Below are 12,186 nucleotides of genomic sequence, written 5' to 3' on the forward strand. Positions count from 1 at the left end.
CGAATTTCTATTACCAAAGATAGACTAAAGCTCTACCAAAAGGTTGATATTTTTAATAATCCCCCGATTGCTGGTCGCCCAATTTCAACAAAGTCGATACACTTTTGTTCTTATCGAATGTATCGCTTGGTAAACAATTGACTTAGCGATAGTTCCGGCATTCAATTCCCTGAATTCTTTTCATTCTCATCAGTTCGGGTTTAGGAGAAAATTTGATGATAGTACGCATTACGCGATCACGTTTTTTGCGACAGCTTACTCTGAGCATTTTAGGCTTGGTTTGTGCCCTGACCTTTGCAGCTTGCGGCGGCGAATCACCAACGGCAACGGTGGGCAATCCAGCAGGCGGAACAGGGGAAGCAGCAACCACCCTGCGCGTTGGCACGGAGCCAGCCTTTCCTCCATTTGAGTCTCAGGGAACCGATGGCAACCTGGAAGGATTCTCGATCGACCTGATGAATGCAGTCGCCGAGGAAGCAGGCGTTCAGGTAGAGTTTCAAAGCCTTCCTTTTGACGGGCTAGTTCCGGCACTGCAAGCAGGAACCATTGATGCTGCCATTAGCTCAATGACCATTACTGCAGAACGGGCGCAGGCAATTTCTTTCTCGCGTCCCTACTTTAAGGCAGGGCTGGCGATCGCAGTTCAAGACGATAGCAGCGATGTCACTTCGCTTGATTCACTTCGCAATAAGAAAATTGCAGTTCAGCTCGGCACAACGGGCGCACAGGAGGCACAAAAGATTGAGGGCGCACAGGTTCGCAGCTTTGACTCTGCTCCGCTTGCCCTTCAGGAACTTGCAAACGGAAACGTAGATGCAGTGATCAACGATGCGCCAGTCACCCTATACGCGATCAAGAGCGGCAATATTCCCGGTATCAAGGTCGCAGGTACGCTGCTGACTGAGGAGTATTACGGCATTGCTTTGCCCAAAAACTCGCCTAACGCAGAAAAGATAAATACGGCACTGAACACGTTGCTTACAAGCGGTAAGTACAACGAGATCTACCAGAAGTGGTTCGGCAGCGAGCCGCCAACCTTGCCCGAAGCTGCTCCTATCTAAGCGAGGCTCGAGCTTTTTCCAGAGCTGTCCTAGCCGTGCTCTAAGGTGATAGACAGCTCTGTTTATCTGTTGAACTTAATCTCTTAAACTTATCTGTTGAACAGACATCTGCGTAGTCGCCTGCATTCCATTACCGAATCGATCGATCGCTTTCAGGAACCAGGATCTTTCCTTGAAATCCCTGCTGCTGGTATTTTTCGAGGGTTTGGTGAGCGATCGTCTCAGCCTGTCCCGGCTGCACCAGGGCAACACAGGCTCCGCCAAATCCGGCTCCAGTCAGACGTGCACCAAAAACTCCTGGCGTTTGCTGAAGGATTGCCACAAGCTGATCCAGTCCCGGAACCGACACCTCGTAGTCATCCCGCAAACTGGCGTGAGAGGCATTCATCAGTTCTCCAAAGCGATCGGCAGAAACACCCTGTTTAGCTTCCAGAACGCGATTGTTTTCCGTCACCACATGGCGGGCACGACGGCGCAGCGGTTCTGGTAAGGATTCTACAGTTGCGGGGTCGCTAATATCGCGGAGTGCTTTAACACCAAGCTGTTTAGCCGCTGCTTCGCATTCTGCCCGTCGCTGATTGTAGCCGCTGCCTGCTAGCGTTCGGGGAATGCCGCTATCGATTACCAGGATTTCGCTGTTTTCGGGTAAATCGAGAATCTGGCGATCGAGGCTGCGCGTATCCAGAAACAGCATGTGAACCGGATCGGCAAGGCTAGACGCCATTTGATCCATAATGCCGCACTGCACCCCGGCATAGTGAATTTCGGCTTGCTGGCCGAGCTGGGCAATTTGCACGTCATTGAGTTTCAGATTCAGGAGCGATCGCAGTCCGCGCAGCATCGCTACTTCCAAAGCCGCACTGCTAGAAAGTCCAGAGCCGATCGGCACATCCGAGGCAACAAACACATTGAGCGGCGGCACGGAGATTCCGGTTTCTTCGAGCGATCGAATACAACCCACCAGATAGCGAGCAAATTCAGCAGGCGTCGTGCCTGAAGGCTGCCAATCAACCTGCTCTTTCAGCTCATGAGAATAAAAATGAAACGCCTGGTCTGCGCTGTATCCTAACTGCACGATCGTCTGCTGCGGGATTGCCGTCGGCAGGACAAAGCCATCGTTATAGTCAGTATGCTCTCCCAGCAGGTTGACTCGTCCGGGGGCAGCCGCTTCGACTTCAAGAGGGGTAGAGAAAATGGATTTGAAATCGGACATGGAGGGGTGGATGAGGGGATGGGTGAGGGGATAAGGGGGTTAGAGTTCTAAGGGAAGGGGTCTGGAGCGATCGTGGACTGGGATGCTTACCCAGCGAGGGTCAAGGGTGAGGTTTTCCAGAGTTCCATCAGGGTGGATCAGGAAGGTGTCTTCGACTTTGGCAGCAGGGAGGCTTGGGTTCCAGGCGATCGTCATATTGGCAGCGAGTTGGTCAGTAGTCGTTGGGGTGGCGACAACTTCGCGGGAGAGATAGCCTGTGGTGCCGCCCTGGTGGTGTTTCAAAATACCGTCGGGATAGCCGTGCTGTTCGTAGGTTTGCTTGAGCGTCTGGTAAACCTGATTCAGAGGGGTCTCGGGCTTAGACAGATCGAGGGCGACAGCTTCAATTTCGCGCACTTGGCGATGGCGGTTTTGCTCTTCCTCAGATAGTTTTCCGAAGGAAATAAAGCGGGTGAGGTTGGCGTATAGCCCAAAGCCTCGCGCACAAAAAACCATCATTGCCCGGTGTCCGATCGCTTCTCCGGTGGGAACGGCATGGCGATACAGCGGCAAGCGTCGCTCTCCGGCAACCAGCGTCAGGGTGGGGTGAAGTCCTCTTGCCCACATTGCTTTTGCGCCTGCGCCTGCTAATTCATACTCAGTCCAGTCGGGCTGTGCCTGCTGCATTGCTTCGGTCATCGCTTCGCTGGCGAGTCGTCCGACTTGACGATAGCGATCGATCTCACCGGGCAATAAAATCCGCTTTTGCTGAATCAGGGAATGGGGTAAGGGAAACTCGCCCGACGCGGGACAATCGCTAATAACTTTGCCGCCTCCAGTCACCTCCTGGATAAAGGCTTTTTGCGGTTCCTCATCTGCCCAGGGACTTGCCTCAACCTGGTAGATATTTCCAGACAGTTCCTCGTCTTTGAGTCGCTGCGCTTCAATTTCGTTGGTGAGAATGTACGCGCCATTTTGCGTGATCAGCACATCCGCAACACCCGCTTCTGCCGCCAGTAAAACGGTATGGGAACCTCCCGCTGTCGCCCAGGCAAACCAGTCTGTGCCCCGCAAGCGAACGCCCGACGCGCCCTTTTCCTGCAAAGCCTGCCGCAGTTTACCCAATTTATCAGCAATTTCTGAAGCCGTTGCTGCATGTTGATCGATCGCCGAGGGGAGTGCTGTCACCATCAGACTGTCCTCAAATAAGAATTTCTAAAAGCATTTCTGAAACGAGCTTGGTCAATCAGATAGCCTAATCAATCAAATAACTGTAGGTCGCAGGAAACGACTGGAGATCGCAGGATAGGTTAGGCAGAGCGGCAATGCATCAATCCCTGAAAGCACGTATTACCCTGCACGGAACGCATCTACCAGTGGAAACCCCTTGCTATACGCTGAGGCTCGGTTCTTCCAGCGTCACTACAACGGCTTGCAGGTCTTTGGCTTTCTCTTCGGGCAAGGCATCGTTGGCAAACATTCCGGCGGCGAGTTCGGTTCCTGCCAGATATTTAAGCCTGTCGCGGGTGCGGTAGGGCGGATAAAACTCAGCGTGCAGGTGTGCTTCTGGGTGCGATCGCCCATCGGTCGGAGCCTGAAACCACGCCATTAGATACGGGAAAGGACGCTGCCACAGCCCGTCAAACTTAAGCGTTACGGTTTTGAGAGCTTTTGCCAGACTCGATCGCTGTGAGGGCGACAGATCCATAAAGGTTGCCACGGGCTGAATTGGCGCAACCCAGACCTCGTAGGGATAGCGGGCACACACCGGGACAAACGCAACGGCTGCTTGATCCTGATAAAGAATGCGCTGAGCATCTTCAATTTCGGTTTGAATCAGATCTTGCAGCAAGCCACGCTGATGCTTCTGGTAGTAAAGCTGCTGCTGCTCTAGCATGCGAGCTGGAACAGGCGGCACAAATGGATACGCATAAATTTGTCCGTGGGGATGGTGCAGCGTTACCCCAACTTCCACGCCCTTATTCTCAAACGGCAGCACATACTGAATCTGAGCCTGATCGCCCAAGGCCCGAGTTCGATCGCCCCACACTTGCAGCAGCAGATCAAGGTGATCAAGCGGTAACTGACTCAGCGAGGTATTGGGGTCTTGGGTAAACACAACGACCTCGCAGGCCCCGTTCGCAGGCCCCGTTTCGACGATCGCTGGGGGGGCATCATGTGCCGAGGGAGCCATCGACGGAAAGCGATTTTCAAATACCGCCACGTCATAGTGTCCCTGGGGCAGCTCGGTGGGCACGCTGGGATCGATCGTCGGCGCGAGCGGATTATATTCCGGCGGCGGCATAAAGGTGCGTCCTTGACGATGGCTCGCATACGCCACCCACTCACCCCGCAAAGGATGCCAGCGCAGATGAGGATTTGCCTGAATCGGATCATTGCCCGGACTGGGGGCTTGAATTCCTGCATCGATGGGCTGACGACTGTAAAGGGTCAACCTGCGACCGTCGGGCTTCGTGAACTCTTGGGAATACATTTGAGGAGCCATGCGCTGCGTCTACAACCCCGGAAGATATGTCTGTTGGTTGAGCAGATAGCCAGAGCATAACGTTCAGCAGGGAATCGAAGCCCCTATCTAAAGAGGCAAGCGTAATACGAATTCAGAATTCGCAATTTTGAAAGCTGAACGATCGTCTTGAAGCATTTATCTGAAGCATTGATCTGGTGCTGGCACTGGGTAAATAGGTAGGGTTCCTGTCTCCTGGCAACAGCACAAAGAAGGGGACTTTCGCCCCCAACCCATCAGTGCGAATTCCAAATTCCAGATGATTTCCTACCAGGGCTGCCCCGGATGTCCGCTACAGTGCGGGGCTTGCTGAACCTGATTCGGGTCTTGCCAGCTAGGAGTGCCGCCGTATCCATCGGAATTAGAGGAAATCATCCCTGCAACCGGGAGTTCTTCTCTTGCCAGGGTTGCCGCCGCGATCGCCTCTAGCGGAAACTTAGGGGTGCGATCGGTGTACAGCAAACCGTTGGCTTCCTGGAAAGTGTCGGTGAGCTGGGTGTAGCAGAATCCAGCAAACATCTCGGTGCGGTTGACCGCTGAAAGTAGCGCAGTGTATTGCACTTGCAGTTCCGAGGCATCCTGCGACCGGGCGTAGCCCCAGGTATGAGCAGACTCTTCGGGGCGCGTGTAGGCAATGCCGCCAAACTCAGTCAGCATAATGGGCTGTCCCTGATGCGGGTAGCCGTCGAGGGTCAGGATTCGCCCACCCGGACGCTGATTTTGAAACAAATCGGACAGTTTGACATCCGAGCCATATCGGTTGGCGAGTCGCTGCGGCTGATTGTCGTAGTCGTGAATTGCCAGAATATCCGTCGTTGCACTTTCCCAACCGTCGTTGCCAATCACCGGACGAGTCGGATCAAGGGTTTTGGTCAGGTAGTAGAGTGCCTGCACGTAGTAGCGATGAGCAGCGTTTTCGGTCAGGTTCGGCACGCCCCAGGATTCGTTGATCGGAACCCACGCCACAATACAGGGATGGCTACTGTCGCGCTCAATCACTTCGATCCATTCTTTGGTGATTCGCTCGACTGCCTTTTGGGTAAAGCGATAAGCACTCGGCATTTCTTCCCACACCAGCAGTCCCATCACGTCTGCCCAGTAGAGAAAACGCGGGTCCTCGATTTTCTGGTGCTTTCGAACGCCGTTGAAGCCCATGCGCTTGGTCAGTTCAATATCACGACGCAAGGCTTCGTCCGAGGGCGGGGTCATTAGTGTTTCGGTCCAGTAGCCCTGATCCAGAACGAGCCGCAGATAGTAGGGATGCCCGTTCAGCATGAAACGATCGCGCTGAATGCCCACTGTTCGCATTGCCGTGTAGGACTTGACCTCATCGATCATTTCGCCGTTATGCCAGAGCTGCACCTGAGCATCGATCAGCGTCGGCTTTTCAGGACTCCACAGCAGCGCGTTGCGATAGTCGTCAATTCCCGGATCAGACAGGGCAATGCGGCGATGCACTTCGCTGTTAATCACCTCATAGATGTCATTCACCAGCAGGCGATTGTCTACGGTCAGCCGCACCTTGAGCTGAAGATTTTCCTGAATCGTGCCTGCCAGGAATGCTTCAAACCCAATCTCCCAGCGTTCAAAGTGAGGCGTCCAGCGAAGCTGCTTGACATAGGTTTCCGGCAGGCTCTCTAGCCAGACGGTTTGCCAGATACCGCTGGTGCGGGGATACCAAATGCTGTGTGCATCCAGCAGCCAGTCCTGCTTGCCTCTAGGCTTTGCCAGCTCATGCGGATCATCTTGTGCCCAAACGGTGACGCGCTGAATCTCTCCCGGATTCAGAACTGCAGTGATGTCAAAGCTAAAGGGAGTGTGTCCGCCTTCGTGTTCGCCCATGTAGTGACCGTTCACCCAGACGCGGGTGTAATAGTCTACTGCACCAAGGTGCAGCAGCACCCGACCACCGGGGCGAAGGGTCAGGCAGGCAGGCTGATGATTCTGATCAGACCCTTGCTCTGGAATATCGCAGTGTTCTTGAATGACGACAGCAAACTCGCGCTCATACCAGCAGTTAGGATGAAAGCCCGTATCGCCAATGCCGCTCTGCGGAGCTTCGGGCGCAAAAGGCACCTCGATCGCGTGCGTCCACTCGGTCACATCTTCGGGCTTGTGCCACTGTCCGGTATCATCAAAGGCGAATCGCCAGGTACCATTCAGGTTAATCCAATTCGAGCGCTGGAGCTGTGGACGCGGATACCCCGTTTCAAGCTGTCGGAACATTGATGATATCGGAACGGAACCAGAGGGGTGCTGATTCTCTAAATCTCTACCCAGTAATTGCATCAAACTTGAATCCTAGTAACTCTAAAGATCTGCTGTGCGTTGGGAGAAAAAGAAGATCTGGGGGTGATTTCTTTAACGAAACGAAAAGAAGAGAGACCGCGACAGTTTCTTGCAATTAATCCGCTTCTAAAAACAGACTCTCAGCAAAAACGAATCTGCCCTTAACCTCTTCATACTGAATCATTCTTAAGTTAGATGACAACCTCAAATACTGGGAGATTTCATAAATGAATTTACACAGTATTTTCTTCAGCAAATAAAACTACACGTATCGCTGAAATGGCTTTCTAACGGGTTTAAATCAGGCGTTGAAGAGATATTAGTTTGTTGAAAACACTTCCGCCTGTAATTTAAATCACCCGTACAGGCGATATACCAGCAGTCTATCCCTCTAGAGGATTAAATCATGTCTTCAGGCGTCATTATTGGAAATTCCATTGCAGAAGGAAAAGATTACCAAGGCTGGTTTATGGGACACTTTATCTCTCCCTCCAGTGACCCTCGATCGACCAACACTGTGGAACTGAAGTGGGGAACGCATCGGCAGGGCGATCGTCGAGAGGACTGGACAAAGGACACTCGAGTCACCAGTCTTTCAATTCTGATCAGTGGACGCTTTCGGCTGGAGTTTTCGGAACGGTCAGTGCTTCTGGCGCAGCAGGGCGATTATGCGATGTGGCTCCCTGGCGTTGAACACTGGTGGGAAGCTGAAGCAGATACTACTATTTTGACAGTTCGCTTTCCCTCTATGCCATCGCCCTAAGTGGTGATTAGGGGTGATCAGGGGTGATCAAGCTGATCAGGTTGATTAATACGCTACCCCACCTGCTTTTTCGCAAACACTTCCTTCACTCGATCAAATTCCAAATCATTCAAATAATCTACTGCCCAATTGGAGCATCGCTGCATCATATGAAACGGGTATGAATTGGCGACGCCCACAACCTGCATTCCTGCTTTTTTGGCGGCTTCAATCCCGGCAAATGTATCTTCGATCGCCAAACAATTCTGCGGCTGAAGTTGGAGTTCGGAAAACTGCTGATTGAGACAATCGACTGCGAGCAGATAACCTTCTGGGTCGGGCTTGCTGGTTTTGATTTCGTCTCCGGCAACAATCACGGAAAAATACTGTGCCAGGTCTGCCTGCTTTAGCACCTGCTCAATTTCTGCCCGCACTGCACCGCTGACAACGGCGAGAGGCAACCTGGCAGCCCGAATTTGAAATAGCAGATCGTTCAAGCCGGGATAAATGGGCAGCTTCTCCATCGATTGAATTTGAAGCTGATACAGGCTTGATTTCCGGGCAACCAGTTTATCGAGATAGTCATCGCCAGGAACTCGACCCCGCCGCGCCAGCAAATCGCTTAGGCAAACTCGATCGCTTCGTCCCAAGCACACTTCACGATATTCTTCTGGCTTGATTCGCAGGTTCTCTTCCAGCAGAACTTGTTCCAGCAGGCGATCGTGCAGCGGCTCATCGTTGATGATGACTCCGTTAAAGTCAAAGAGAACGGCTTTTAGCATTGTCTTATCCTAAAACGCTTTCCAGGCGGGGAACCGTGATCCAGGTTCCGGTTTCGTTGGACTGGTGCGCTAAATCCATTAAAAGCTGGGCATACACGCCTTCGTAAAGCGAGGGAGTGAGCGATTCGCCCTGATCGATGCCCTGCACCCAGCGATCGATCACTCGCAAAAACGGAGCCAGTCGCCCATCAGGATAGGTCGTGGGAAACGCGAGGCGATCGGGAATTTCCAGTTCGGTCAGGGGCGCACCGTTTTGACTGCCCCACAGCTTGAAGCCGTGGATATAGTCTTTCTGGTTGTCGTTGCCCAAAATCAGGGTGCCGCGATCGCCATAGATCTCCACAAAATGTCCCCGTCCCTGGGGGGTGACTGCGCTCAGCACTGCCTGACAGGGAGTTCCGTCTGCCAGCTCCAGCATTAGCGAACAGGTGTCATCCGCATCGACGGGCTTAAGGTTACCGCTGACGGGGTCAGGACGCTGCGGAATCGAAGTGGTCAACCAGCCGCAAAGCCGCGTCACGGGCGGAAATAGCCAGAATAGGTAATCAAACAAATGAGAACCGATCGACCCCAGCGCACCACCGCCCAATTCCTTTTGGGCATACCAGTTCCAGGGACGCGACGCATCTGCCCGACTCGATGCCAGCCAGTCTACTTTGATCAATCGCTTTTCGCCGACATAGCCTTCTGCCAAAAGCTCTGCCAATCGCTGCCAGGCGGGAATAAACCGAAACTCAAAGTCCATCGTCACGGTCAAATGGTTCGATCGCGCCAGATGATACAGCTCGATCGCCTCTTGAACGGTCAACGTCGTTGGCTTTTCTAGCAGCAGATGCTTTCCCGCCTGCAAGACTTGCTTTGCCGTTTCGTAGTGCAAAAAAGGCGGCGTGGCGATCGTGACTGCCTGCACGTCTGATCGAGATAAGACTTCATCGATCGTGCCGCAAGCCTGGGGAATTTCAAAGGTCTGGGCTATCGACTGAGCTTTGTCTCGCTCGCGATGATAGACCGCTTTCACGTCGGTTCGGTGATAAATTTGCAGTCCGGGAATATGAATTTTTTGCCCGAACCCCGTGCCAATGACCGCTACGCCGATCGATGCTTTTGTCATAAGCCCGCCCCGGAATTCCCCTCAGAATAAATCGCTCAAAGTGATTTTACTGGATTGGGGGAAGCGATTTTCTGGTCTGGGGTGTTTGGATTGCGGATGTGCTTTTTCGGCATTGCTGCTCGGTGTCTTTGACGTAGCCTCGCGACTCGTACAATTTTTGGGCGGCAGTGTTGTCGCCTGAGCCAATCGCGATTTTGATCAGTGGTTAAGACGATCGCGTTGCCTTGCCTTTGTAGAGATACCCCAGGGGCTTTGGCAGTCCCTCGCCGTAAAATTCTTCGATGCGAACTTCGCCAAACCGTTGCTCAACCAGCTGTCGAATATTGCGATTGAGATGACAGCCATCAGCAATTACCTTTTGCAGAGGGGTCAGCCGATTTTGCCAGACCTGCACGGCGGCATCGCGGCTCAGACCATGCTCCACAAAAAAGAACTTGCCGCCTGGTTTCAGGACTCGATGAATCTCCGCGAGTGCCTGTTCTACATTGGCAATGCTGCACAGTGTCCAGGTGCTCACCACACTATCAAAGGTTTGATCCGCCATTGGCAGTCGTTCACCGTTTAAGACCCGATGGTCTACAGTGATTGAGGATGCTGCGATCCGTTTTTCTGCCAGGGCATGAACGCCCGGATTGGCATCGATCGCCACAAGCTGCTGAATCGCTTCCGGGTAGTAGGACAGATTTAAGCCTGTGCCAAACCCGATTTCTAGCACGGTTCCGGTCACTTCGGCTAAAACCGATTGTCGATACTGGGCTAGCTCTGTCGAGGACATTGACCAATCCAGCAGGTAAGGCAAAATTCGGCGCGAATAAAATCCCATTCTGATTAATCTCTCCTTGTCTATCAAAATTTCTATCTCATTTCCAGTAAGGCTCAGTATGATTGAGTATCGGGCATGGCATGAATTGAGCGCTTGAACAGAATCGTTGAAAACACAATCGTTAAGAACAACGATTGAACGCAATGTTGAACGCAATGTGAGGTTTTACTGAGGAGTGAGTGTATGAAAATTCATTGGTTCATGCTGCTGCTGATTAGTGCAATCGGCGGAACAACTGCCTGCGATCGTCAGACCCCTAGCGCAACGCTGCCATCGCCCAACGTCCCAGAAGTAGGGACAGCCCCGATCGCAACGTCTCAAACTGCGCCAAACGCTCCCGCAAACGCTCAGGCTGCTGCAAAAGGGCTTGCGCCGATTCCTGTCCCTGAACTGATTCCGCCCACGGCTGGTATTCAGCGATTGCCGCAGATTGAAGTCGGACGTTCTGATCCCTTTGCTGCGCTGCCTGTAACACCGACGCTGATTTCCAAAGCCACCCCAGCAGAGTCAGCTCCACCTGCGACGGTAGCCGCCAATGCGCCTGCCACGGTGATTCCTTTACCTCCTGTGACCATTGCCCCACCTTTGCCGATCGTCCAGCCTGCGATGCCTGGTCCTTTGCTTGTGCCACCTGCGCCTCGTCCTGTTTCTCCAACTGGACTGGCAGAAGCGATCGAAATTAGTGGCGTGCTGGAGGTTGGCGGCAAGACCAATATTATTGTGAAAGTTCCAGAGGAGGGAACCAGTCGATCGGTACGAGTGGGTGACTCTCTGGCAAACGGACAAGTGCGAGTCAAGCGGGTCGAGATGGGTATGGAGCCGATTGTTGTGCTGGAGCAAAATGGCAGAGAAGTGACGCGATCGGTGGGTTCGGGTACGCTGATGGGGCTGCTCTAAGCCTGCTGGATTGCATCTGCTTAATCTATAGTCTGGCGATTCGCTAAAGGGCACTCGAATCTACCATGAGCGGGAACAGTTCTTCTCCGATTGGCGATACACTTTGTCCCATGTCTCATCGTGCCTCTACCGCGAAAGTGCCCCGAAACGTCCATGATGCAGCCCGATCGTAAAAATCCACCCCTGCTAGAACCTCACAACCTTAGCTATCAAGAGAGCTATCTTTGTCCGATTTGTCGTCACGGGCAAATTACCGGGCTGCCCCTGATGGATGCCTTTGCCTGCAATTTCTGTCGGCATATTTTCACTGCAAACCTGGCAATGCGAACCGTGCAGGTAGTCGATAGCTCCCAGCTGATGACCTGGAAATGGACAGGGCGCAACTGGCAGACTGCCTATCACGACGATCCAAGTTTGACGCTTGTGGTCTGGCTAATTGGTATGGTGCTGGTGACGCTGCCCACCGGAATCGTTTGGCTCTCTACCTATGTGTTTCCGCCGCTGCCGGGAAGTCGCTGGGAGTGGTTGCCGGGCGCGTGGCTGGGCTGCACGTTTGGAATTCATTTACTGATGGTGAGCTGGCTGCTGGCAGAGCATTACCAGATTCCAATTTACATTGCCAGTCGGGTGAGGCTGCGAGACCGGTTTGGCAGAAGGGCTTAGAAACTTTTTAGAAACTTCTAGATTTTTGAACCTTGGCTTATTCCTGTCCGGCTGCCTGGGGCAACTGACAGCGATCGCAGAGTCCGAAAAACTCCAGCGTGT

General features: G+C 53.0%; 11 protein-coding genes. 4 read left to right on the top strand and 7 right to left on the bottom strand.

What is annotated here, in order from left to right:
* Nucleotides 1-215: 215 nt before the first annotated feature.
* On the top strand, nt 216-1,061 hold the full coding sequence (locus H6F80_RS04580) for a basic amino acid ABC transporter substrate-binding protein (protein ID WP_190790427.1): 846 nt from the start codon (nt 216-218) through the stop codon (nt 1,059-1,061).
* A 130-nt stretch (nt 1,062-1,191) separates the two neighbouring features.
* Here the strand turns inward: H6F80_RS04580 and galK are convergent, their stop codons facing one another.
* From galK to H6F80_RS04600, 4 genes are all read right to left on the bottom strand, one after another.
* Nucleotides 1,192-2,274 carry a galactokinase gene (galK, locus tag H6F80_RS04585; RefSeq protein ID WP_190790428.1) on the bottom strand — a complete coding sequence of 361 codons (1,083 nt, stop codon included), beginning with the start codon at nt 2,272-2,274 and terminating at the stop codon, nt 1,192-1,194.
* Between the two features lie 39 nt (nt 2,275-2,313).
* A complete protein-coding gene (locus H6F80_RS04590; protein WP_190790429.1) occupies nt 2,314-3,444 on the bottom strand; it encodes a M24 family metallopeptidase in 1,131 nt (376 codons plus the stop codon).
* Nucleotides 3,445-3,643: 199 nt separating this feature from the next.
* Nucleotides 3,644-4,759: a galactose-1-phosphate uridylyltransferase gene (gene galT, locus H6F80_RS04595; RefSeq protein WP_242067159.1), complete on the bottom strand. Its 1,116-nt coding sequence runs from the start codon at nt 4,757-4,759 to the stop codon at nt 3,644-3,646.
* Between the two features lie 285 nt (nt 4,760-5,044).
* Nucleotides 5,045-7,003, bottom strand: coding sequence for a glycoside hydrolase family 2 protein (locus H6F80_RS04600; protein WP_242067160.1), 1,959 nt, complete (start codon nt 7,001-7,003; stop codon nt 5,045-5,047).
* Between the two features lie 469 nt (nt 7,004-7,472).
* Between H6F80_RS04600 and H6F80_RS04605 the strand changes: the two genes are divergently transcribed.
* Nucleotides 7,473-7,829, top strand: a complete 357-nt coding sequence (locus tag H6F80_RS04605) for a signal peptidase I (RefSeq protein ID WP_190790430.1) — start codon at nt 7,473-7,475, stop codon at nt 7,827-7,829.
* 53 nt (nt 7,830-7,882) lie between these two features.
* Here the strand turns inward: H6F80_RS04605 and H6F80_RS04610 are convergent, their stop codons facing one another.
* The 3 genes from H6F80_RS04610 to H6F80_RS04620 all read right to left on the bottom strand — a co-directional run bounded on the left by H6F80_RS04610 (nt 7,883) and on the right by H6F80_RS04620 (nt 10,524).
* A complete protein-coding gene (locus H6F80_RS04610; RefSeq protein ID WP_190790431.1) occupies nt 7,883-8,590 on the bottom strand; it encodes an HAD family hydrolase in 708 nt (235 codons plus the stop codon).
* Nucleotides 8,591-8,594: 4 nt separating this feature from the next.
* Entirely contained in the window at nt 8,595-9,701 is a 1,107-nt protein-coding gene (locus H6F80_RS04615) for a Gfo/Idh/MocA family protein (protein WP_190790432.1), read from the bottom strand.
* A gap of 205 nt (nt 9,702-9,906) precedes the next feature.
* On the bottom strand, nt 9,907-10,524 hold the full coding sequence (locus tag H6F80_RS04620; protein WP_190790433.1) for a class I SAM-dependent methyltransferase: 618 nt from the start codon (nt 10,522-10,524) through the stop codon (nt 9,907-9,909).
* A gap of 183 nt (nt 10,525-10,707) precedes the next feature.
* Between H6F80_RS04620 and H6F80_RS04625 the strand changes: the two genes are divergently transcribed.
* Nucleotides 10,708-11,421, top strand: a complete 714-nt coding sequence (locus tag H6F80_RS04625) for a hypothetical protein (RefSeq protein ID WP_190790434.1) — start codon at nt 10,708-10,710, stop codon at nt 11,419-11,421.
* Between the two features lie 120 nt (nt 11,422-11,541).
* Nucleotides 11,542-12,084, top strand: coding sequence for a hypothetical protein (locus H6F80_RS04630; RefSeq protein WP_347277825.1), 543 nt, complete (start codon nt 11,542-11,544; stop codon nt 12,082-12,084).
* Nucleotides 12,085-12,186 lie beyond the last annotated feature (102 nt).

Source organism: Leptolyngbya sp. FACHB-711 (assembly GCF_014695615.1).
Lineage (GTDB): Bacteria > Cyanobacteriota > Cyanobacteriia > Elainellales > Elainellaceae > Leptolyngbya_A.

Bases quoted from the DNA above. Each gene is read 5' to 3' on its own strand.
- H6F80_RS04580 (WP_190790427.1), top strand. From the start codon at position 216: ATGATAGTACGCATTACGCGATCACGTTTTTTGCGACAGCTTACTCTG.
- galK (WP_190790428.1), bottom strand. From the start codon at position 2,274: ATGTCCGATTTCAAATCCATTTTCTCTACCCCTCTTGAAGTCGAAGCG.
- H6F80_RS04590 (WP_190790429.1), bottom strand. From the start codon at position 3,444: ATGGTGACAGCACTCCCCTCGGCGATCGATCAACATGCAGCAACGGCT.
- galT (WP_242067159.1), bottom strand. From the start codon at position 4,759: ATGGCTCCTCAAATGTATTCCCAAGAGTTCACGAAGCCCGACGGTCGC.
- H6F80_RS04600 (WP_242067160.1), bottom strand. From the start codon at position 7,003: ATGTTCCGACAGCTTGAAACGGGGTATCCGCGTCCACAGCTCCAGCGC.
- H6F80_RS04605 (WP_190790430.1), top strand. From the start codon at position 7,473: ATGTCTTCAGGCGTCATTATTGGAAATTCCATTGCAGAAGGAAAAGAT.
- H6F80_RS04610 (WP_190790431.1), bottom strand. From the start codon at position 8,590: ATGCTAAAAGCCGTTCTCTTTGACTTTAACGGAGTCATCATCAACGAT.
- H6F80_RS04615 (WP_190790432.1), bottom strand. From the start codon at position 9,701: ATGACAAAAGCATCGATCGGCGTAGCGGTCATTGGCACGGGGTTCGGG.
- H6F80_RS04620 (WP_190790433.1), bottom strand. From the start codon at position 10,524: ATGGGATTTTATTCGCGCCGAATTTTGCCTTACCTGCTGGATTGGTCA.
- H6F80_RS04625 (WP_190790434.1), top strand. From the start codon at position 10,708: ATGAAAATTCATTGGTTCATGCTGCTGCTGATTAGTGCAATCGGCGGA.